Source organism: Marinomonas shanghaiensis (assembly GCF_003259175.1).
Taxonomy (GTDB): domain Bacteria; phylum Pseudomonadota; class Gammaproteobacteria; order Pseudomonadales; family Marinomonadaceae; genus Marinomonas; species Marinomonas shanghaiensis.
Genome location: NZ_QGOK01000017.1, coordinates 1 through 22,184 on the forward strand (window position 1 = coordinate 1; position 22,184 = coordinate 22,184).

The window sequence follows — 22,184 nt, forward strand, 5'->3', positions numbered from 1 at the left end:
AAAAACTGTCAACCTATTTTAGGACGACACAGACGTCGCGGCTTAGCGCGTGCCGTAGATACGATCTCCTGCATCGCCGACACCTGGGCGAATATAGGCGTGCTCGTCAAGTCCTCGATCGATTGAGCCTATGTACATGGCAACGTCTGGGTGGGCGGCTTTAAATGCTTGAATCCCTTCAGGTGCGGCAAACAAACAGATGAAACGAATATCGGTCGCACCCATGTCTTTCATTTTTTCGATCGCCATGATCGCAGAATTGCCCGTTGCAAGCATAGGATCAACCACAATAATGGTACGTTCGTTAACCGAATGTGGCATTTTCAAATAATATTCGACTGGCTGTTTGGTTTCAGGGTCACGATACAAACCGACGTGTCCCACGCGAGCAGACGGTGATAATTTTAATACGCCCTCAGCCAAGCCGTTTCCTGCTCTCATGATGGTAACGATACAAAGCTTTTTGCCTTTTAAAACCGGACACATGGCTTTTTCAAGAGGGGTTTCTATTTCAACGTCAGTCGTTTCTAAATCTCGTGTCGCTTCGTAGCCAATTAGCGTACCGAGTTCTTCTACAAGCATACGAAATTCACGAGTGCTGGTATTTTTGTCGCGAAGACTAGTGAGTTTGTGCTTCACAAAAGGGTGTTTGATCACAAATATATCATTGTAAGCCTTAAGGAGTTCATCGCGGGTCATTAGCCTTTCCTTTTTTGATCACTTTGGAAGTGTGAGATTGATCGAGTTATGTATAAATCATAGCGCTTATAATAACACTAAGTTGGTATTGACCAAATAACTAATCCTGTCTGCACGGTTAGTTGTTAGTGAAGTGAGTAAGGATTGGGAAAAGTATAGGGTGGTGTTGTTTTCGAAAATATTGTCATTACATAGGATATAACCGAGTAGAAAGTAGCAAAGGTCTATTTTTGAAGTTTGAACCTGTAGATTCATTGAGAAATGTATTATGAACGATGACGAACAATATTCAGATGCGCAAGAAGGAAATGAGGTCATGTCAGAAGAGGAGAGTGTGGTAATCAGCGATCCTAGAGGCTTGGCGCTTCCCGATGATGTTTTGCCTGAGACTTTATTTATTTTACCCATCTCAAGCCGTCCTTTTTTTCCTGCTCAGGTGCAGCCTGTCATGGTGGATGCTGAACAATGGGAAGACACATTAGAAAGAATTGCGGAACACCCACAAGCGGCGGTAGGTTTAGTCTATGCCGATAAAAAAGCGAAAAAAGCCCCTTCTGTTGATGAGTTTCGTGCGATTGGTTGCGTTGCGAGGGTGCATAGAGCTGAGAAACAAAACGATAAATTAACGTTTTTAGCGCAAGGTGTGAAACGTTTCGAAGTCATTGAATGGTTGAGTGAAGAGGCGCCTTATTTAGCTCGTGTACGTTACATTACCGATGTGAAGTCCAATGATGATGAATCGAAAGCTTATTCCATAGCGATACTGGATGCGATTAAGCAGTTGATTCGCTTAAACCCGCTATTTAGTGAAGATTTGAGACAATATTTGGGGCGGTTTTCCTTTAATGAGTCAGGCTTATTAGCGGATTTTGCTGCGTCGATTACCTCTGCCGAAGCCGAAGATTTGTATGATGTTTTAGCGACCATTTCTATCCCCGCACGTATGCATTTGTCGCTTACATTGTTGAGAAAAGAGTTGGAAATTGCGCGTCTTCAGAATGAAATAAGCGCAGAAGTGAACGATAAGATCAGCAAGCATCAAAGAGACTTTTTTCTAAAAGAGCAGCTGAAAGTCATTCAGAAAGAGTTAGGCATTTCGAAAGACGATCGGACCTCCGATGTGGAAACCTTTCAAGCCCGGCTGGAAGGAAAAACTTTATCAAAAGCGGTGAACGATAAAATCCAAGAAGAGCTACATAAGCTGAGTATCCTTGAGACAGGTTCGCCAGAATATGGTGTGACCCGTAATTATTTAGATTGGGCAACAGCGTTACCTTGGGGTGTTCATTCAAAAGATAATTTAGATATTAAACTGGCACGCGACGTTCTTGAGTCTCATCATGCGGGGCTTGGCGATATAAAAGATCGCATTGTGGAGTTTTTAGCCCTAGGCGCGCACCGTGGCGAAATGGGAGGCAGCATTTTATTGCTGGTTGGTCCGCCTGGTGTGGGGAAAACGTCCATTGGCAAATCGATTGCAGAATCTTTGAACCGTAAGTTCTATCGTTTTAGTTTAGGCGGTATGCGCGATGAGGCTGAAATTAAAGGCCATCGACGTACCTATATTGGTGCCTTGCCGGGTAAATTTGTTCAGGCGTTGAAAGATGTTGAGGTGGAAAACCCTGTCATCATGCTGGATGAGATCGATAAAATTGGCTCTTCCTTCCAAGGAGATCCAGCGTCTTCTTTGTTAGAGGCGCTGGATCCTGAGCAGAACAGTGAGTTTTTAGATCATTATTTAGACATGCGTATTGATTTATCGAAGGCATTGTTTATATGCACTGCCAACCAGTTGGATACGATTCCGCCTCCTTTGCTGGATCGAATGGACGTTATTCGTTTGTCTGGTTATATCGGCGACGAAAAGCTGGCGATTGCCAAACAGCATTTGTGGCCGAAATTGTTGAAGAAAAACAAACTTCTTAAAAAACAGCTCAATATTACCGACGCGGCCTTACGCCACATCATCGAACATTATGCCCGCGAAGCAGGTGTTCGAGGACTGGATAAGTTGCTGCAAAAAGTATTGCGCAAATGTGTGGTTGAACTGATGACGGGCGAAAAAGAACGCATCAGTATTGGTGTTAAGGACGTTGAAACCTTATTGGGTATGCCTTATTTCCGACCTGAAAAAACATTGCAAGGAGTTGGTGTGGTAACCGGTTTGGCTTGGACTTCCATGGGAGGAGCCACTTTGCCGATTGAAGCCAATAAAGTGCATGAATTAACGCGCGGCTTGAAACTCACAGGTAAGCTGGGCGATGTTATGAAAGAGTCTGCGGAAATTGCTTATTCGTATGTATTTTCTCATACGAAGAGTTATCAGAAAGCCCCTGAGTTTTTTGATAAGAGCCTTGTGCATTTGCATGTGCCTGAGGGAGCAACACCAAAAGATGGTCCAAGTGCCGGTATTTCCATGGCGACTGCGTTGTTATCCTTAGCGAAAGGTGAGCCAGTACGTCGTGGGCTGGCCATGACAGGAGAATTAACCCTGACCGGGCAAGTGCTTGCTGTGGGCGGGATTCGCGAGAAAATCATCGCTGCTAAGCGTAGTAAGATCAGTGAAGTGATTTTGCCAGAGCCAAACCGTCGTGATTTTGAAGAATTGCCAGAATCGGTAAAAGAGGGGATGACGGTGCATTTTGCTGAACGATTCGCGGACGTGGAAAAAATTGTCTTCAATCGAGGAAATACATCTATCCATTAGGGTAGAGAGAGCATAACAGCAAAGTAAATATTTTCTCTCTTCGTTATACATGAGAAAATACCGAACCGGATAAGTTTTGCTTGTCCGGTTTTTTATTGTTTGGCGCGTCATCTGCCTTCTGGACAGGCGTCATTTTTAGGGGAAAACAATGCCCAGTCAGGCAAAACTCACACAAGGTTCAACGTTTAAGCATGTGGTAAGCATGTCAGCCACTGGCGCGTTAGGCCTAATGTGTATGTTCTTGGTTGATCTGGTCGACATGCTGTTTCTTTCTATGCTGGGTGAGAAGGAAGCTGTGGCTGCGGTGGGTTTTGCCAGCACCATTATGTTTTTTACCATTTCTTTGAGCATTGCGGTGTCTATTTCTGCAACCGCCTTGGTGTCAAAAGCCATTGGTGAAGGGAATGTCGAGCTTGCCAAGCGTCGTGCTGTCAATGTATTGGCATTTGGGATGGTATTTTCGTCTGCTGTTGTTTGGTTTTTATGGTCAAATATCCCTCATATTTTATTGTATATTGGCGCAACGGGCCGAACTTTAGATTTAGCCACTGATTATTTGCAAATTCTGGTGATTGGCATGCCAGCGGTTATGATCGGTATGATAGGTTCTGGAATAATGCGGGCCTTAGGCGATGCGCGTCGTGCTATGTATGCCACTCTGGTGGGAGGACTGGTGAATGCGGTGTTGGACCCTATTTTTATTTTTGCTTTTGGATTAGGGGTTCAAGGCGCAGCGATTGCTTCGTTGATTGCACGCTTTTCTATGGTGGCGGTGTCTTATTACGGTGTCGTGCACGTCCATAAGATGCTTGGTGAATTTGATCTGATGGACTTTTTCAAAGATGTGCCAGTCATCTCAATGATCGCAGTCCCTGCTATGCTGACGAATATGTCATCGCCATTAGCAAACGCGATTGTGATGGAGCATACCGCGTCCTTTGGAGACGATGCGGTGGCGGCTGTTGCCATTATTGGGCGGATTATTCCGGTTGTTTTTGGCGGGGTGTTTGCTTTGTCTGGAGCGGTTGGGCCCATCTTGGGGCAGAATTATGGCGCTGGGCGTTTTGACAGGATGCACAGCACCATCAGTAGTGCTGTGGTGTATGCGTTTGGGTATTGTTTGGTATTGTGTTTCGCCTTGTATCAAATACAAGATTGGTTGGTGGTGACTTTTAATGCAACACAAGGCAGTGCTGACATCATTCGGTTCTTTGCGACGTTTGTCTCCTTTAGTTTTTTCTTCCAAAGTTTGTTATTTATTGCGATTGCTGTTTTTAATAACCTAGGTAAACCTTTAACCAGCACCTTATTGAACTTTGGTCGTGCCACATTGGGTACATGGCCATTGATCACTGTTTTCTCCCTTTTTATGGGCGCAGAAGGGATACTTTTTGGGCAAGCTATTGGCTCTGTGATTTTTGGCTGTTTGGGTTTTTGCATGGCGAGAAATTATATTGCTGAGCTGGAAGAAAAAGAAGCTCAAGAAATATTGCCTAGCAACCATCATAGTTATGATGAAATTCTTTGAAAATGCCGTGATTCGTAATGGTGATATGTTAACCTTCTACTGCGTTTACTAGAGTCGGGTGGCCCAAAGTAAAAATTCTTGATTGCCATCCCCGCCTTTAATAGGGCTTTCAATATAACACCTTACGTCAAAGCCAAGCGCACTGACGAACGCTTTCATGTCTTGTTCGAGTTTGTCTACGCGCGGCTTGTTTTTCACAATGCCTCCTTTGCCAATAAATTCCTTTCCTACCTCAAACTGTGGTTTAACCAGAGTAATAAGATGCCCATGTGTCGTGAGCAAACTTGACAGTTGCGGCAAAATTTTAGTTTGAGAGATAAAGGAGACATCCATGACAGCGAGGTCAAAGCCGTTTTCAGGAAAATGTCCCTGTAAGTCTTCAATTGATAAGTGACGCGCATTAATCCCTTCTAAACAGACAATCTTTTGATGGTTACGCAGACGAGGGTCTAACTGGTCATGGCCGACTTCGATACCAACAACTTTTTTTGCGCCGTGTTGAACCGCGCAGTCACTAAAGCCTCCGGTAGATTGGCCGATATCTAGGACGTGGAAGCCATTGATGTTTAATTGAGTATGCCGTAGCGCGCCTTCTAGCTTTAATGCACCGCGAGACACATATTTATCGGCCTCATCCTCGGTAAGGTTAAGCTCGACATCCGAGGCGAGTTTTAAGCTAGGTTTGGTTACTTTTATCCACTGTGAGTTCTGTTTGTACGATATTCGCCCTTCACTGATAAAGGCTTGAGCCTGTGAGCGCGATTTGGCAAGGCCTTGCTCGGTAAGAATTAGGTCGATGCGTAACATAAAAAAAGACTCGATAGTAAGATAACGGTGGTGAATATTAGCAAAAAATACATAATCAAAGTAGATTTAAACCAACAGAAAGGTCTGTTTTAAGACCGTGGATGACTGTCTGAGGAAAAGCCTGTGTTATTAAAAACGCTAATAAATACAAATGAACTGGCCATATTGCTTGGGCAGCCGGATGTAGTGGTTTTAGATTGTCGATTTTATTTGACCGACCACGCTAAAGGTAAGTCTGAATATGATAAGGGCCATATTCCTGGGGCTCTTTTTGTGGATGTACATCATGAGTTGGCCTCAGCAGAAACCGCACAGACTGGTCGACACCCTTTGCCAGATGAAGAGGTTTTCTCGAGGCAGCTGCAAGATTGGGGCATTGATGTCAATTCTCAGGTCGTGGTATACGATGATATGGGAGGAGCAATTGCCGCGCGTGCTTGGTGGATGCTTAGCCAGCAAAATATCCCTGTTCGAGTATTAAATGGTGGTTTTCCGGCTTGGCGTAAGCAAGGTAAAGACATTTCTGTCGTGCCTGGAGTGGCAAAGCCGATATCGAATCAACTTAAGGTATCCTTTCCTTGGGCAATCAGTGAGCAAGCCATTGTTGAAAACCTCGAAACACATCAATTTCAGTTGGTCGATGCACGGGCTGCAGATCGCTTTAATGGCGAAAATGAAACCATCGATCCTGTTGCTGGGCATATTCCCGGTGCCATTAATCGCCCTTTTTTGGATAATTTAGACCCTGAAGGGTATTTTAAACCCGCTGAGCAATTACATGTTGAGTGGCAAGATTGGCTGTCCAATAATGGTGATGGATACGTGTATTACTGTGGATCTGGTGTGACCGCTTGTCATAATGTTTTAGCCCTAAATTATGCAGGAATAGAGGCAAAACAAGTGTATGTAGGATCATGGAGTCAGTGGTCGAAGAGAATGCTAAGAGCATTAACATCGTAATCTTATTTACGTTTGATACACTTAGCCTCAATTAGAGGCTAAGTGGCGTTGTTGCAAGGATGGCGACTATTTCGGCGTGGCACCCGCCATGAAAATTTGCACTTGTTGGTGAGTTTCTCCCCAGATATGTGACTTAATGGCGTGTAAGAAGCGTTCTGCTTCTTTCAAGGTGACAATACCGTCCATTAATTTGATGCCAATGCCTTCTTGGGTGAAGAAAAAGTACCAAGAGTGTTTGTCGATAATGACTTCACCTTCGCCATTATCGTAGCTGATTTGTTGAAAAGGATAGTCGCTGGGAACAAAGCACGCAAGCTCTTGTCCTGCCGCGCCATAGTGTAGATCAGGGATATAGCCTTGACGATCGACCAGTTCAAATTTCATATGGAACTCCTTGTTGTTTTTATGGATATTTGCTTTGGTGTTCTCTATTTACTTACCGACTTTTTGGATGTCATTCAAAAAAAACATGATTTGGCATTTTTAATTATGGTACAAACTGTAAAATAGCGTCTTTTAAGTACAAATTCTATCTTTATAATTAAAGGGTAGGTGCAATGATAATAGCCGTGCCTGAAACAAGCTAGGTTCGCATCTCAAATACTACAATCATCGTCCCTAGGGCGGTTTGGTGAAGGTTGCTAAGCCGTAACTTTCGTTGCATAGCCTAATAATTTAAGGCAAGCGATTGTGTACGAGAATACGACACGAAAAGTCTCTATGGTCGAGTCTATTTTTAAGGATAATTCTAAATTGGTAGGTTTTTTCCGTTTAGTGATGGAGGCTGGATTAGAAAAATTTAGGGCTTCGGCAATTCAGGAAACTATGAAACGTATTAAAGTGAAAGAATAGTCGGTTGTTTATAACCCTTCTCTTTCAGAGAGAGGTTTTTTAATTAAAAAGTAATGAAAATTAGAGAAATATAAAAAATTCTCTTATGTAATTGGTATGAATCGAATGACGGAAGATATCCTTGATGTGAAAAGCAAGGTTTATGCATGTGATTTATGTAGCGTAGATTTTTAAGTAAATATTTTTACTTATACTATTAATCTTATATTTTGGGTTTTGTTATGGCTGTTAGTAGTAAACGTTCTGTTTTTGGCTATTTTTTAATAATTAACATCTTTATATCTATTTTTTTATCTCTACGGTATTTTTCGTTCTTACCAGAGTTTCCGACAGATATATTAGGCGTTTCTTTCATTGTGACGGGCTTAATAGGGCAAATGGCGCTATTGGGGGGAATATTAGGTTTTATTGTTTTTTTCTTCGTTTTCTTGCCTAGAAAAGTATTTTATCTCTTTGTGAGCTTATTTGCATCTGCTGCCTTATTTTTACTGCTGATAGACACCTTTGTTTTTGCTCAATATCGGTTTCATATTAATGAAGTGGTTCTGAAGCTGGTTTTTTCAGGTGATGTGGTCGATTTTTCTATTCTCACTTGGCTGATCGCAATAATTGGATTTTTTGTTATATTGTCTGTTGAATATTTTTTATTGAATTTTCTTACTGCACGTACAGGAAAAATGATCAAAAAAAGATATTTTGTTTCCTTATTTTTTCTATGTATCTTGGCGAGTAATATTATTCACATTTGGGCAGCAGCCAATGCTTATCAGCCTGTTACTATAAGCAAAAGCTATTTGCCGCTCTTTCAGCCTGCTACGGCAAATAGCTTTATGCGTAAGCATGGTTGGATTGATGAAGAAGCATTGGCTCAGCAAAAAGCACTTTCTTTAAAAGTCAGCAGTAATCTTAATTATCCAATAGAAACACTCAGTACTGTTTCTGTAGACAAGCCTGTAAACATTCTATTTTTGGTAATAGACTCGTGGCGTTTTGATACTTTTAATGCGGATAACACACCTAACTTGTGGTCTTATGCCCAAGATGGCGTTGCTTTTTCAAATCATATGTCTACTGGAAATGCCACTCGCACAGGTATTTTTGGCCTTTTCTACGGTCTGCCTGGTACTTATTGGCAGTCAGTATTGTCAAATCAAAAGTCCCCTGTCTTTATGGATAGATTGCAGGAATTGCAATATCAGTTAGGAATTTTTGCCTCTGCCTCTTTGACAGATCCAGAGTTTAATCGAACTGTATTTTCTAAAGTTAATAACTTACGCTTGCGCTCGGAAGGAGACTCTCCAGCCAAAAGGGATGAGAGTTTGACGGAAGATTGGCTACGCTGGTATCAACTCAGAGACAAATCGAAACCGACTTTTTCGTTTCTTTTTTACGATGCTCCACATGGCTATGATTTCCCAAGTGATTTTGATAAAAAATATGAGCCCATGTTGAGTGCCGTTAACTACTTGGCTCTTAATAATGATACTGATCCAACTCTTTTTATGAATCGATATAAGACCAGTGTGCGTTATGTCGATGATTTAGCTAAAAAGGTATTGGATGAGCTAAAAAGAAGTGGTGAAGCAGAAAATACTATTTTGGTTATTACAGGTGATCATGCCCAAGAATTAAATGATAATAAATTGAATTATTGGGGGCATAATAGCAACTTTACAGCGGCACAGATTCATGTTCCTTTTGTTATTGTTGGTCCTGGTTTCTCTTCTAAGAACCCTAGTATTAGTCATACTTTAACCAGTCATGAAGATGTTGTTCCAACATTAATGAAAAATTATCTTGGAGTTAGTAGTCCTGTAGACACTTACTCTGAAGGAATTGATCTATTACACGATAATAGTAGAAGAGACTGGGTACTTTCCTCTAGCTATTCAGGCTATGCCATGATCAGTGATGATAGTATTTTAGAAGTCGGTGCAGGAGGTCAATATAAAATATATGATCTTACTAACCGAGTGAAAAAAGAGGCTGAGCCTAACTATATTTATTTGAAAGAAGCGCTAGAAAGTATCAGCCGTTTTAAAAAATAGTAATAAATTGGATGCTAATAACGGCTGAAGGAATTAACCTTCAGCCGTTATTTTTTGATAAAGAGATGTGTAGCTTTCAGCCATTTTCTTTGGTGTGTAGTTTTCGAGTTGTTTTTTTGCACCTTCTACTAATTTAGCTTGAAGGGGCTTATCATTTGAAAGCCTGATAATGGCAGCTTCTAATGCTGAGCTATCATTTACGGGAACAAGTATTCCTGTTTCATTATCAATAACAATGTCTGGAATGCCGCCGACATTAGAGGCAATAATAGGTACGCCCGCATCCATTACATCTAATAGGGTTGATCCTAAGCCTTCGTTTCGAGAGGGAAAGGCGAATAGGTCAAAGTAGGGCAAATAGTCACCAATCTTTGATTTAAACCCCATCCAACTAACATTTTTCATTTCTTTTGATAAGGATTCGAGTTCATCTTTGTCTGCCCCGTCACCAAAAAAGACAAATTGTAGGTTCGGATGACTTTTTTCCAATAAAGCCGCGGCCTCAATAAGTACTTTTTGTCCTTTGTGTTTGTCAACCAATGCACCCACGTGACCAACAATGGTTTTGCCTGGGAATGCACGTCGGAATCGTTCGCCTTCTTCGGGATTGCTCTCTAAGTGGGCAAGGGTACTCGGAATTTGATAAACCTCCCCCCATTGTTTGTCTCGAATTTGCTTAGCGATAAGCGTTGATATACCGACTAATGCGGACGCATTTCGGTATGTCTTTTGATTTAACCACTTGTCTTTTACGGCGGTGTCCACTCTACGAGTGATGATGTAAGGTGTATTTTTTAAGAGTTTATGGACATAGGCCCAATGTACGGCTTTTGCTTCATGAGCATGAACAATATCGACTTTAGGGGTTGCGTAATGTCCTGAGAGTTGATGATTTGCGATCACGAATGACAAATTATCAACATCAGCTAGCCTGTCTCGTAGAGGCGAATCTTCCCGGCATGCAAGCAGTTGCTTGCTATTAAAGTGCTTTGCAAGTGCTCGAATAAGCAGCTCTGTCTGTCTTTCTCCGCCACGGAAGCCTTTGGCGAGATTGACGTGAAGTACGGTTAACGTTTTGCTCAAGGTATATCGCCTGTTTTATTACCAAATGTTTTTGAAGTCGTCTTGTTGGGTGACGCTGGGATCTCGTTGATATTCAAGTAGCTTTGCGTATTTTAAATAGCTATTTACGGCTGCGCTTAAAGCAACGGTCATTCCATCGACGCCGCCCATAAAGCCTCGCTGAAAAATATACTTGCGGATAAAAGCATTTAGACCATGAGTGAAAGGAGAGAATGCATTAGCTCGTTTGCCTTTTGCATACATTATTTTGGCCGCTCTTCCACTAAAGTTACGGCCTGGTTTAGCAAACAATTCACCAATATTTTTAAAAGAATAATGAATGATGTCCGCATCAATATTTTTTACATTTTTCGTTTGAACACTGGCGTGTTGTTTAACATCTGCAAAGCGGGTTTTGTTTGTATCGTATAAACGGATGCAACGATCAGGATACCAACCGCAGTGTTTTATCCAACGATTACCAATCATGTTTTGTCTGCGAAAAGAATAACCTTCGATGTGAGAGGACTCTAAGTCTAGTTTTAGTATGGCTGCGGTCATTTCTGGTGTTAAGCGCTCATCAGCATCTAAGCTCAATACCCATTGGTTACTGGTATGTTTTAGTGCGACATTTTTTTGTATGCCATCGCCCAAGTAAGGCTGATTTACCACAATAGCCCCTAGACTACGAGCAATTTCGATGGTGTTGTCTGTGCTGCCCGAGTCGACGACAACAATTTCATCGCATACTGTTTGCATGGATGTTATACAGGCTGCGATGTTTTTTTCTTCGTTAAGGGTGATGATATTGCCTGAAATTTTCATGCTTGGCTCTTTAATATATTGACGATATTTCTGAATTATAACCTGCTATACATAGCAAAAATTTTTATAATATATCTAGGCATAGACTACAAAATATGCCCATTTTTAAGCAATACAAGATTCATGGAGAAATCACTGTCCTTATGATCATGTCTGGGGTGAGCTGAGTTTGGCAATTGGTATGACCCAATGGGCACGTTCTTTTAAAACATGGAGAACACTCAAGGTGGAGATTATGAATGGTTTTGTTATTCGTTAGTGGTGGGGTGAATTTTTCGCTGGTTGAGCCATAGATGCCGTGAACTTCTGTTCCTACAGCGGCTGCGATGTGCATCAATCCTGAGTCGTTACTGATGGCTTTTTCGGCCGCCGCGAGGAGATCAATAGCGTCAACGAGTTTCGTTTTACCGCATAGATTATGGGCAAACTCACCCAGCCCCTTGGCTATCGCATCACCATCTTCAGCGTCTTTTGGTCCGCCCAAAACCCATATTTGATAACCTGCGTCGATGGCACTTTTGGCCAGTGCGTGAAAATAGTCAATAGGCCATTGTTTGGAGGGACCAAATTCTGCGCCTGCCATGAGGGCGATGGCTGGTCTATTTGACAGATTATGCTGTTGATAAAGGTTTTTTTGATTCTCTAGGTCAACATTCAAAGCAGGAGGCGGAATATCCAAGGGTGGATAAGCGATCTCTTTGGGTAATCCTAACGACGTAAAGCGTTTAACGGTTTGATTTAAAATATTTTTATCGAGCTTGCGACGCTCATTAAGCAACACAAAACGCTGCTCACCCGTAAAGCCAACACGATGTGGTATCTTAGCAAAAAAAGGAACCAGTGCTGATTTCCATGAGCGAGGCATAACAATAGCCTGATCATACTGTTCAGAACGTAAGGAGTGGCCTAGTGTCCGGCGTGTGCTGATGCCCCATTCACCATGACCTGTTGGTAGAGTAATGGCGTGTCTTACTTCTGGCATGCGAGCTAAAATAGGTGACGACCAGTTAGGGCCTATGACGTCAATAATGGCCTCCTTATCACGCTGTTTTAGGGTAATAAAGAGGCTTTGTGCCATTACCATGTCACCTACCCAGGATGGGCCGACAATTAAATATTTAGCCATGTGTATCGAGCCAACCTAAGTAGTCCTGAACACCTTGTGCTAATCCGCGAAAGTTACCCTTATAACCTGCGTCACGCAGTTTACTGATGTCTGCTTCAGTAAAGCTTTGATAAGCACCTTTCAAGTGTTCAGGGAACGGGATGTATTCAATTTCACCTTTGTTATAATGGGCAATGACGGTTTCAGCGATCGTGCGGAAAGGCTCTGCTTTGCCTGTGCCTAGATTGAAAATTCCAGATTTTTCTGGATTTTCAAGGAACCAAAGTTTGGTGTTGACGAGGTCTTCAACATAAATGAAGTCTCGGCTTTGACCGCCTGCTTCATAGCCATCGTAGGCACCAAATAATTTTGGGTTCTCGCCTGCTAGTACTTGGTTTCGAAGATGGAAAGCAACGCTGGCCATGCTGCCTTTATGCTGCTCTCGAGGCCCATACACGTTGAAATAGCGGAAACCAACGATCTGGCTTTTTGCTTTTGGCAACACAGCACGAATGTATTGATCAAATTGAAATTTGGAATAAGCATACATGTTAAGCGGTTTTTCGTTTTCACGGGATTCTTGGAAAATCGGACCAGAGCCGTAAACCGAAGCCGATGATGCATAAGAAAAGGGGGCGTCATGCTTTAAGCAAAAATCCAAGACCGCTTTTGAATATTGGTAATTTACGTCCATGACATATTTGCCGTTCCATTCGGTGGTCGCTGAGCACGCGCCTTCATGGAACACCGCTATGGGGTTAATGCCCAATGTATCATGCTGGATAGCGTCTAAAAAATCGTACATATCCATGTAATCGGCAATATCAAGATCGGATAAGTTTAGACATTTTTTTCCGTCTGTCAGGTCATCGACGAGAAGGATGTTCTTAATGCCTTTGTTATTTAAGGCTTTGATGATATTGCTGCCAATGAATCCGGCGCCACCAGTGACTATATACATAACTTATGTGTCCTATCGTTGTCTTTGTTAAGTAGGCCTTTACAGCGAGACCCTATACCTAAAAAGAATCTTTTAAATCATTACCCATTTTTGCCCATGCTATCACTTCTGTAAGGCCGAGAAAAATATGATAGCTGCTCGTTCCGGGAAGTGGAAAGTCTTTTGCAGAATTATCGTCATTAAGATATTCATTCCAACGCCCATTTGGCAGTAAATAGAACTCTTGTATAAAGCTTAACGCAGTTTCTACGCGGTGGACTTTTTCTTCTCTACCGATTGGCATAACGGTGATGGCCTTAAGGTATTCGGTGATAGGCCAAATACGTTTTTCTTTATCGATAGGTAAATAGGTATTACCGTCTATTTGATTATATATCCCGCCGTTTTCAGCCAATCCATGCTTTGTTGCTGTCCGCCATAACTCTTGTGCTAAATCTGTGTAGTCAGAATTCGGCAATATTTTATTAGCTTGGTAAAGCAACCACACCCATTCAAAGTGATGGCCAGGTTCGACTTGATGACCCGTTTTTTCGTCCAGCTGCCAGTCAGCGCTGAAGAACTCACGTAAAGTTTTTGTTTCTTTGTGATAAAAATGCTTCATTGCCAGTGAGAGCAGAGAGTGAATGGCTTTTTTGTAATCTTCATCTTGCGTTGTTTGGAATGCGGCAACATAGCCTTCTAATAAGTGCATATGTGGGTTTTGGCGACGAATTTGTGTCTCATCAACGGGATAAGACTCATAAAAGCCCCCCGACTGTGCTTGCATATTATCCAATAAGAAACGGTGCGTTTTTTTCATTAAGGTAAGGGCACGATCATCTTTTGTTACCCTATAGTAGTGGCTAAAAGAGAGTAGCACAAAGGCAAGCGCGTAAGCGTCTGACTGCCTATCTTTGATAGAGAGATCGTCGTTTAATGAAAAAATCCAGCGTTTGTTAACATAGTAGTGCGTGACGATAAAATGAAAAAGAGCGGGCAGCATTGCTTCCCATTCAGGTCTATTTCTGAGCTGGCAGGCGTGACTAAAAGTATAGAGTTGACGGCATTGAGTTAATAAACGAACGCGCCCAACAGCGTTGTTTGTCCAGTTATGCGTCATGCTCTCATAGCTGAACCCTTGTTCTGTATTGATGCCGTGAAGAGACCAATTTTTCAGTAGACCATCGAATACAAAAGATTGGCTGGATAAAAGAGCGGAATTCAGCATTGTGTAAAAGCCTTATTTCGTATGTTTTAGTTATGTCCAACTTGGTGAGGGAGTATGATAAGATGAGTGCCTCTAAAAATCGATTATTATGTGGCTATGAACTCTTCGTATCTAAATTTTAAAGATAAACACATCCTAGTTGTTGGGGATGTCATGTTAGATCGCTACTGGCATGGCGGTACCTCACGCATTTCTCCTGAAGCGCCTGTGCAAGTAGTGAAGGTCTCCAATATTGAAGATCGCCCTGGTGGTGCAGCGAACGTTGCGCTTGGTTTGGCCAAATTGGGGGTGTCTGTCACCTTAGTGGGTGTGGTCGGCCAGGATGAGAATGCTGATATTCTTACTCAGTGTTTAGAAAAAGAGGGAGTAAACTGTCGCTTTATTCGCTCAGAAAACTTGCCAACCATTACGAAATTGCGAGTAATGAGTCGTCACCAACAGCTTATTCGTTTGGATTTTGAAGAGCGTGAAGACAGTCTTTCACAGAATGAAGCATTAGCGAAAGTCGTGAAAGAATGTTTACCTGACTCTGATGCGGTGATTTTTTCCGATTACGCAAAAGGCGCTTTAGCGGATGTGCAAACGCTGATTAAGCTGTCTAATGCCGTGAACGTTCCGAGTTTTGTTGATCCAAAGGGCAATGACTTTTCAATTTATCAAGGCGCGACCTTGGTAAAACCAAATTTGCTTGAATTCGAAATGATTGTTGGTAAATGTCATTCGAGTAAAGAGTTAGAGGCAAAAGCCAAGGCGCTTCGTGAACAATTTGGTTGGAAAGCCTTGTTGGTAACGCGTGGTGAAGAGGGGCTGATTTTGTTCAGTGAAGGTAAGCCTCCTTTTTCATTGGCGACCGCTGCCAAAGAGGTCTTTGATGTGACTGGCGCTGGCGATACTGTGGTCGCTGTGCTGACGGCGGTGTATGTAACAAGTAAGCGTTTTATTGATGCGGTGGAGTACGCCAATCAAGCGGCTGGTTATGTCGTTGGTAAGCTAGGAACCGCTTCCATTAGTGCAGAACGACTGGACGCAATTATGTTTCAGCGCTCGCACAGTACAAATTTTGGTGTGTTGTCTCCAGAAGATTTATTGGCGCAAATAAAGTTGGCGCAAATGAACGGAGAAAGAATTGTGTTTACCAACGGTTGCTTTGATATTCTTCATCCAGGCCATGTTGCCTACATGAAGCAGGCCAAAGCACTTGGTGATCGACTTATTGTGGCGGTTAATACCGATGCCTCGGTGAAGCGTCTTAAAGGGGAGAAGCGCCCCATTAATAACTTGATTCACCGTATGTCAGTACTTGAGGGGGTCGGTGCGATTGATTGGGTGACCTGGTTTGACGAAGATACACCGAAAGAAATTATTGAATTTTTAACGCCTGATGTTTTGGTGAAAGGCGGTGATTACACCATAGAAACCATTGTTGGTGCTGAGCATGTGTTGGCTCATGGTGGTGAGGTGAAAGTGTTAACTTTTGTTGATGGGTATTCCACCACGGCGATTATCGAAAAAGCGAACCTATAAATGCAAGATAAAGAAAACATTGAGACTGAAATACCGCTTCAAAAAGTTCCCGCGTCTAGCGTGCAAATCTATTTTCGTCTATTAGGCTATGTGCGTTCGTCTTGGGTGTATTTGCTGCTTAGCGTCATAGGTTATGTTATTTACGCTGCAATGGAACCTGCCTTAGCGGCTCTTTTAAAGCATATTGTTGACATCGTTTCTGCGGGTAATATTTCCGAGAGTCGACTGTTAATTCCAATGGCAATTTTAGGGGTGTTTATTGCTCGTGGTGTTGGTACCTTTTTAGGCAACTATTTTATGGCCAAGGTCGCCAATAATGTGGTGTTTGATTTGCGGACCCATATGTTTAATAAACTTGTGCTTTTGCCTTCTAGTTATTATCACTCCATCCCTACAGGTCGGCTGCTCGCCAAGTTAACTTACGATACCGAACAGGTTATTGGCTCGATCACTCAGGCAATACGGGTCTTATTGCGTGAAGGTCTAACCGTGGTGGGTTTATTAGGTTATATGATCTACATGAACTGGCGTCTCTCCCTGTTATTCTTGTTGGTCGTGCCCTTAATCGGCTTGGTGGTTTCTTATGCATCTAAACGGTTTCGTAAGCTGAGTACGCGTATTCAAAATGCCATGGGTGGGGTGACAGACGTCGCTTCCGAAGCCATCAAAGGGCATGAAGTGGTGAAAATTTTTGGTGGCAGTGAATACGAGATTGAGCGCTTTCATAAAGCGGCTCATGAAAACCGCCGCTCTCAGTTAAAAATGGAAATGACTAAGTCTCTTAATATTCCGATTGTACAGTTTATTTTGGCTGTCATGATGGCCATTTTGATCTGGTTTGCGTTGAGCCCATCCATTAGTTCTCATATGTCTCCAGGGGATTTCATCGCCTTTTTGACGGCGGCTGGTATGCTCGGTAAGCCGATTCGTCAATTAACGGATGTAAACAGCATTTTGCAAAAGGGTATTGCTGCCTCTTACAGTATTTTTGATTTTCTTGATCTGCCAGAAGAAGTCGATAAAGGACAAGCTACAACGACTGCTTTTAAAGGTCATATTGAATGGCGTGATATGTCATTTAAATACCCCGGTGCGGAGAAGCAAACGCTGACCAATATCAATTTGTCTTTGCCAGCAGGCAAGACCTTGGCATTAGTAGGACGTTCGGGTAGTGGTAAGTCGACCATAGCAAATCTGATTGCTCGTTTTTATGATGTTGATGATGGATTGTTAAGCATAGATGGTGTGGCGATCAATGATTATAAGCTAACCGAATTGCGTTCTAATATTGCTTTGGTCAATCAGCAGGTTGTGCTTTTTAATGGCACCATTCGAGAGAATATCGCTTATGGTTCCTTGCGTGATACCGCGATAGAGAATGTGGTCGAAGCAGCGAAAGCGGCCAACGCATGGGACTTTATTCAAGAATTAGATCATGGCTTGGATACTATGGTTGGCGAGAATGGCGTGTTGTTATCGGGTGGTCAGCGTCAGCGTATTGCGATTGCGAGAGCCATATTAAAAAATGCGCCAATTTTGATTTTAGATGAAGCCACTTCGGCACTGGATACGGAGTCCGAGCGGGCTATTCAGGCGGCGTTGGATGGGTTGATGGCGAATCGCACTACCATTGCTATTGCTCATCGGTTATCCACCATTGAGAACGCGGATATTATTGCCGTTGTGGATCATGGTGAAATCATAGAGCAAGGTTCACACAGCGAATTGTTAGCGAAGAATGGTGCGTATGCACAACTTCATAATCAGCAATTTAGTGAGATACCTCTGTAGTTATGTGGTTATATCGAGCGGTACTCTTATTATTGACGCCTATTGTCTTGTTAAAAATTCGACAGTTCAAAAAAAATTATACAGCTTACCGTGCCAAAGAGGCGTTTGGTTTTTGGCCTTCAGTAGAAGCCGATTTATGGATTCATTGCGCGTCGGTTGGAGAAGTGCTGGCTGTTCGGCCATTGGTGCTGCAATGGCGTGAAAAATTTCCTACTCGTCGTCTTTTGATGACGACAATGACGCCAACAGGGGCGGAGCAAGTGGCTAAGGCGTTCCCATTCGCTGAGCACCGTTATTTGCCGATGGATTGGCGTTGCAGTGTGAAAAGAGCCTTGAAGCAATTAACTTGTAAGCATTTACTGGTTGTTGAAACGGAGCTTTGGCCTAATTTATTACAACAGGCAAAACGACAGGGGTTGCGTGTTGAAGTGGTTAACGCACGCTTGAGTGAGCGATCTTTCTTGCGATATCAAAAGTTTTCGCTGGTGTCTCGTCCTTTGTTTGCTTTGCCAGATTGCTTTTTGGCTCATGCTCAAGCGGATGCGGAGCGCTTTGACGCTCTGGGTGCAAAAAAAGTGTTGGTGACAGGCAGTATTAAATTTGATCTTGCTGTGTCAGCTGAGGTATTCCAAGCAAATTGGCGTCGCCAGCTTGGTTCTCGCTTTGTTTGGGTCGGTGGAAGTACTCATCAGGGTGAGGATGAAATGTTATTACGCGCTCACAAGGCGCTTTTACAGAAACAGTCTAATGCTTTGTTGTTGCTTGTTCCTCGTCATCCTGAACGCTTTGAGGCTGTGTATGCTCTGGCTAAGCAGTCATTTGATCGGGTGGCACTTCGCAGTCAAATTCCGCTTGCGCAATGGTCTGATTTTGATGTGGTCATTGGTGACTCCATGGGGGAGCTAATGTATTACTATCAGGCATCGGACATGGCTTTTGTCGGCGGCAGTTTGATTAAACGAGGAGGGCATAATCCTATTGAGCCAGCTTTGCTGGGTAAAACCATTTTGGTTGGTCCTTACACCTTTAACTTTGCTGATATTACCGATCAGCTATTGCAAGTGAATGGTGCGGTTCGTTGCCAAGATGCGGAGCAGCTTGAAAGTGTTGTGCTGGATCTTGCTGGCCAAGCTTCCCAACGTTACCGATTGGGACAAACGGCCTTGCGTTTTGCTGAAAAAAACCAAGGAGCGGTCACTCGTGTGTTGACGGAAATAGACTTCCGTTGAATGACTCTTTACAATAAGCGTTCAATATCTCATGGGGTGCTTTAGCATTTAATACGTGCTAGAGCTGAGAAGCGGTTTTATCGCTAACCCACCGAACCTGATCCAGATTATGCTGGCGTAGGAATCGAGATAGCAAGTTACACTGCCGATATTTATGGGTAGCACAACCGTATCACTTGCCATTTCCCCTGTACGCCGCTCACTTATTTTAGGAGCGACACCTTGAAGACATCTTCGTTAAATACTCTTTTCACTGCAGCCGTTGTCAGTTTTGGCGTGACTTTTTCGCCTTTGATGTTTGCTAAAGACACTCTCAATATATATACCTATGATTCGTTCGCGTCGGACTGGGGGCCGGGTCCTAAAATAAAAGCCAATTTTGAGAAAGAGTGTGCATGCGAAGTTAATTTTGTCGCGTTGGACTCTTCTGTTGGTATTTTGTCTCGTGCTCAGCTAGAAGGTAAATCGTCTCAGGCGGATGTGTTGCTAGGGTTGGATCTTAATTTAATGGTGGCGGCTGAGAAAACCGGGCTATTGGCGGAGCATTCTGTTGATACCTCTCATGTCACGGTTTCTGGTGGTTGGTCGGATCGTTTTTTTGTCCCCTTTGATCACGGGCATTTTGCGTTTATTTATAACGCTGAAACGCTTCAAACTCCACCCACTAGCTTAAAAGATGTGGTTGATAATCAGAGCTTGCGCGTGATCTATCAGGATCCAAGAACCAGTACACCAGGACTCGGATTGTTGTTATGGATGAAATCGGTTTATGGTGACGAGGCGGCAGATGCATGGCAGCGTTTGGCACGTCATACTGTGACCGTCACGAAAAGCTGGTCGGATGCCTACAGTATGTTTTTGAAAGGTGAGGCGGATGTGGTGTTAAGTTATACTACCTCACCTGCTTACCACATAGTTGCTGAAGGTGAAACTAAGTATCAGGCAGCGATGGCAAGTGAAGGGCATTATCCGCAAATTGAAGTGGCTGCGATGATGAAGAATGCGCCTCATCCAGAATTAGCAAAGCAGTTTATGGCGTTTATTTTACAGCCTGGCTTTCAGTCGACTGTTGCGACAGGAAATTGGATGTTACCAGTGATTGCTTTAGATGAAGCCTTGCCAGCGGCCTTTGACAGTGCTTTGCAACCCAGTAAAAATCTAGTGTTGCCAGCAGAAGAGGTTGCTGATGATCGTCGCGCTTGGGTGGATGAGTGGCTGAATGCCACAACTCGATAATAGGCGTTAGCTTGTTGTCTTTTCGAGCGATTAAAACGTTATTGCCAGCACTTTTGGGTGTTGGCTTTTTCCTTTTGATGGGGGCGGCCAGTTTGTCGGCTCTGTTTCGGTATAGTGAACCACATTCATGGTTTGGCTTTCTTCAGCAGCCTTATCTTTGGCGTGTGGTGCGCTTTTCTTTATGGCAGGCTTTGTTAAGCAGTGGATTAAGTTTGTTGTTAGCGATTCCGGTTGCTTCCTGTCTCATTCATCGTCAGTTTTATGGACGTGCAGCGTTACTGCAATTGTTTTCTGTGTCTATGGTTGTGCCAACGATTGTGGCCATTTTAGGATTGGTTGTGGTATATGGTCGTGCAGGGTGGTTTAACCAATTGTTTGGGGTGCAAGTTCCTTTATACGGTTTAACGGGTATTTTATTGGCCCATGTTTTTTTTAATATGCCCTTGGCTGTGCGTCTCTTATTGCAAGGATACGATTTGATTCCCTCAGGTCAATGGCGGCAAGCTTCACAGTTGGGCTTTTCTCGCTTGGCGGCCTTTCGCTGGATCGAATGGCATTATATGAAAAAAGTTCTGCCTGGCGCTTTTGTGTTGATTTTTATGTTGTGTTTTTCCAGCTTTGCTGTGGTATTGAGCTTGGGGGGAGGGCCAAAGTTTAGTACGTTGGAAGTAGCTATTTATCAGGCACTTAGGTTTGATTTTGATCTTAATAAAGCCAGCTTTCTGGCTCTGTTGCAAGTGTTTATATGCACGTTTTTTGCTGCCATTGTGTATCGAATAGCCCCTGTGAATCGCCAAGATGTGAGCGTTTTGCGGGCAACAAGCTATTTACTCAAAGATTCTCTCTGGGCGAGATTCGTGGATTTTGTGGCGTTAGGATGTGCTTTTGTATTGGTGATTCCGCCTTTTCTAGCGATTTTTGAGCCGATTTTTTCCCCTCTTTTTTTGGACACCTTACTGTCACCAGCTCTTTGGCGAGCAGTATTGGTTTCTTTGCAAATTGCTATTCCTGCTGCCTTGATCAGTTTATTGCTTGGCGTGTGTTTTAGTGTGTTAGCGCGTTTTTGTGTGGCGCGTCGCTATGTGGCAAGTTTGCCAAATAAAATTGAGCATCTGGGGAATATGATTTTAATGGTGCCTGGCTTGGTGATAGCCACAGGGTTGTTTTTGACCTTACGAGAGGTAGGATGGGGGCTTGAGTCGAGCTATTGGGTCGTGGTGTGGGTGAATGCGGTAATGGCGTTGCCATTTGTGCTGCGTGCCTTAATGCCAGTTATGTACCAGCAAGAAAGACGTTTTCGAAATGTGTACCTTAGTTTGGGGGTTCAGGCGTGGTCTCGTTGGCAACTGGAGTGGCCTTTAATTCGCAAGGGGGTGGCGCAAGCATTTGGTTATGCATTGTTGCTTTCTTTAGGTGATATGGGCGTTATTGCTTTGTTTGGTAGTCAAGGTTTGGTGTCTCTGCCATTGTATTTGTTCCAATTAATAGGTGCCTATCGCCTAGAAGAAGGCTCTTGTGTGGCGGTTGTGTTGATAACGCTTTGCTTGTTGTTATTCTACTGTGCAACGCGTTTTATCGGAGGTAGGTCGCTTGCTGAGCATTAATCTTTTGTATGATTGGGAACGTTTTCATGCACATTATTG

Annotated in this window: 17 protein-coding genes and 1 riboswitch; of the genes, 9 read left to right on the forward strand and 8 right to left on the reverse strand. The window is 43.1% G+C overall.

Annotation, left to right across the window (positions count from 1 at the left end):
* Positions 1-42 precede the first annotated feature (42 nt).
* Positions 43-699, reverse strand: a complete 657-nt coding sequence (gene upp / locus DKT73_RS13860) for a uracil phosphoribosyltransferase (RefSeq protein WP_111639156.1) — start codon at positions 697-699, stop codon at positions 43-45.
* Between the two features lie 268 nt (positions 700-967).
* Between upp and lon the strand changes: the two genes are divergently transcribed.
* Together lon and DKT73_RS13870 are read left to right on the forward strand one after the other, a co-directional pair.
* Positions 968-3,406 (forward strand): endopeptidase La, encoded by a 2,439-nt coding sequence (lon, locus tag DKT73_RS13865; protein ID WP_111639157.1) that lies wholly within the window; start codon positions 968-970, stop codon positions 3,404-3,406.
* Between the two features lie 148 nt (positions 3,407-3,554).
* Positions 3,555-4,934, forward strand: a complete 1,380-nt coding sequence (locus DKT73_RS13870) for an MATE family efflux transporter (protein ID WP_111639158.1) — start codon at positions 3,555-3,557, stop codon at positions 4,932-4,934.
* A gap of 48 nt (positions 4,935-4,982) precedes the next feature.
* Here the strand turns inward: DKT73_RS13870 and DKT73_RS13875 are convergent, their stop codons facing one another.
* On the reverse strand, positions 4,983-5,741 hold the full coding sequence (locus DKT73_RS13875) for a TlyA family RNA methyltransferase (RefSeq protein ID WP_111639159.1): 759 nt from the start codon (positions 5,739-5,741) through the stop codon (positions 4,983-4,985).
* 123 nt (positions 5,742-5,864) lie between these two features.
* Here DKT73_RS13875 and DKT73_RS13880 point away from each other — a divergent pair, with 123 nt between their 5' ends.
* Positions 5,865-6,701 (forward strand): sulfurtransferase, encoded by an 837-nt coding sequence (locus DKT73_RS13880; protein ID WP_111639160.1) that lies wholly within the window; start codon positions 5,865-5,867, stop codon positions 6,699-6,701.
* Positions 6,702-6,767: 66 nt separating this feature from the next.
* Here DKT73_RS13880 and DKT73_RS13885 read toward each other — a convergent pair whose 3' ends face one another.
* A complete protein-coding gene (locus tag DKT73_RS13885; protein ID WP_111639161.1) occupies positions 6,768-7,085 on the reverse strand; it encodes a hypothetical protein in 318 nt (105 codons plus the stop codon).
* 689 nt (positions 7,086-7,774) lie between these two features.
* Here DKT73_RS13885 and DKT73_RS13890 point away from each other — a divergent pair.
* Entirely contained in the window at positions 7,775-9,601 is a 1,827-nt protein-coding gene (locus DKT73_RS13890; protein ID WP_111639162.1) for a DUF3413 domain-containing protein, read from the forward strand.
* Between the two features lie 33 nt (positions 9,602-9,634).
* Here the strand turns inward: DKT73_RS13890 and DKT73_RS13895 are convergent, their stop codons facing one another.
* The 5 genes from DKT73_RS13895 to DKT73_RS13915 all read right to left on the reverse strand — a co-directional run bounded on the left by DKT73_RS13895 (position 9,635) and on the right by DKT73_RS13915 (position 14,761).
* On the reverse strand, positions 9,635-10,684 hold the full coding sequence (locus DKT73_RS13895; RefSeq protein WP_111639163.1) for a glycosyltransferase family 4 protein: 1,050 nt from the start codon (positions 10,682-10,684) through the stop codon (positions 9,635-9,637).
* 18 nt (positions 10,685-10,702) lie between these two features.
* Complete coding sequence (locus DKT73_RS13900; protein WP_111639164.1) at positions 10,703-11,488, reverse strand: glycosyltransferase family 2 protein; 786 nt, start codon at positions 11,486-11,488, stop codon at positions 10,703-10,705.
* Between the two features lie 121 nt (positions 11,489-11,609).
* Entirely contained in the window at positions 11,610-12,614 is a 1,005-nt protein-coding gene (gene waaF, locus DKT73_RS13905) for a lipopolysaccharide heptosyltransferase II (protein WP_111639165.1), read from the reverse strand.
* Positions 12,607-13,554 carry an ADP-glyceromanno-heptose 6-epimerase gene (rfaD, locus tag DKT73_RS13910; RefSeq protein WP_111639166.1) on the reverse strand — a complete coding sequence of 316 codons (948 nt, stop codon included), beginning with the start codon at positions 13,552-13,554 and terminating at the stop codon, positions 12,607-12,609. The genes waaF and rfaD overlap by 8 nt, the downstream gene beginning before the upstream one ends.
* Positions 13,555-13,612: 58 nt before the next feature.
* Positions 13,613-14,761: an AGE family epimerase/isomerase gene (locus DKT73_RS13915; RefSeq protein WP_111639167.1), complete on the reverse strand. Its 1,149-nt coding sequence runs from the start codon at positions 14,759-14,761 to the stop codon at positions 13,613-13,615.
* A 96-nt stretch (positions 14,762-14,857) separates the two neighbouring features.
* Between DKT73_RS13915 and hldE the strand changes: the two genes are divergently transcribed.
* From hldE to thiP, 5 genes are all read left to right on the forward strand, one after another.
* Positions 14,858-16,285: a bifunctional D-glycero-beta-D-manno-heptose-7-phosphate kinase/D-glycero-beta-D-manno-heptose 1-phosphate adenylyltransferase HldE gene (gene hldE / locus DKT73_RS13920; protein WP_111639269.1), complete on the forward strand. Its 1,428-nt coding sequence runs from the start codon at positions 14,858-14,860 to the stop codon at positions 16,283-16,285.
* Positions 16,286-18,076 carry a lipid A export permease/ATP-binding protein MsbA gene (msbA, locus tag DKT73_RS13925; RefSeq protein ID WP_111639168.1) on the forward strand — a complete coding sequence of 597 codons (1,791 nt, stop codon included), beginning with the start codon at positions 16,286-16,288 and terminating at the stop codon, positions 18,074-18,076.
* A gap of 2 nt (positions 18,077-18,078) precedes the next feature.
* On the forward strand, positions 18,079-19,305 hold the full coding sequence (locus DKT73_RS13930) for a 3-deoxy-D-manno-octulosonic acid transferase (RefSeq protein ID WP_111639169.1): 1,227 nt from the start codon (positions 18,079-18,081) through the stop codon (positions 19,303-19,305).
* 22 nt (positions 19,306-19,327) lie between these two features.
* Positions 19,328-19,447: riboswitch (TPP riboswitch) on the forward strand.
* Positions 19,448-19,527: 80 nt separating this feature from the next.
* Positions 19,528-20,541, forward strand: coding sequence for a thiamine ABC transporter substrate binding subunit (gene thiB, locus DKT73_RS13935; protein ID WP_111639170.1), 1,014 nt, complete (start codon positions 19,528-19,530; stop codon positions 20,539-20,541).
* 11 nt (positions 20,542-20,552) lie between these two features.
* Positions 20,553-22,145 (forward strand): thiamine/thiamine pyrophosphate ABC transporter permease, encoded by a 1,593-nt coding sequence (gene thiP / locus DKT73_RS13940; protein WP_232827883.1) that lies wholly within the window; start codon positions 20,553-20,555, stop codon positions 22,143-22,145.
* Positions 22,146-22,184: the final 39 nt, after the last annotated feature.

Coding starts and splice junctions, on each gene's coding strand:
- upp (WP_111639156.1), bottom strand. CDS start 699: ATGACCCGCGATGAACTCCTTAAGGCTTACAATGATATATTTGTGATC.
- lon (WP_111639157.1), top strand. CDS start 968: ATGAACGATGACGAACAATATTCAGATGCGCAAGAAGGAAATGAGGTC.
- DKT73_RS13870 (WP_111639158.1), top strand. CDS start 3,555: ATGCCCAGTCAGGCAAAACTCACACAAGGTTCAACGTTTAAGCATGTG.
- DKT73_RS13875 (WP_111639159.1), bottom strand. CDS start 5,741: ATGTTACGCATCGACCTAATTCTTACCGAGCAAGGCCTTGCCAAATCG.
- DKT73_RS13885 (WP_111639161.1), bottom strand. CDS start 7,085: ATGAAATTTGAACTGGTCGATCGTCAAGGCTATATCCCTGATCTACAC.
- DKT73_RS13890 (WP_111639162.1), top strand. CDS start 7,775: ATGGCTGTTAGTAGTAAACGTTCTGTTTTTGGCTATTTTTTAATAATT.
- DKT73_RS13900 (WP_111639164.1), bottom strand. CDS start 11,488: ATGAAAATTTCAGGCAATATCATCACCCTTAACGAAGAAAAAAACATC.
- waaF (WP_111639165.1), bottom strand. CDS start 12,614: ATGGCTAAATATTTAATTGTCGGCCCATCCTGGGTAGGTGACATGGTA.
- rfaD (WP_111639166.1), bottom strand. CDS start 13,554: ATGTATATAGTCACTGGTGGCGCCGGATTCATTGGCAGCAATATCATC.
- DKT73_RS13915 (WP_111639167.1), bottom strand. CDS start 14,761: ATGCTGAATTCCGCTCTTTTATCCAGCCAATCTTTTGTATTCGATGGT.
- hldE (WP_111639269.1), top strand. CDS start 14,858: ATGAACTCTTCGTATCTAAATTTTAAAGATAAACACATCCTAGTTGTT.
- msbA (WP_111639168.1), top strand. CDS start 16,286: ATGCAAGATAAAGAAAACATTGAGACTGAAATACCGCTTCAAAAAGTT.
- DKT73_RS13930 (WP_111639169.1), top strand. CDS start 18,079: ATGTGGTTATATCGAGCGGTACTCTTATTATTGACGCCTATTGTCTTG.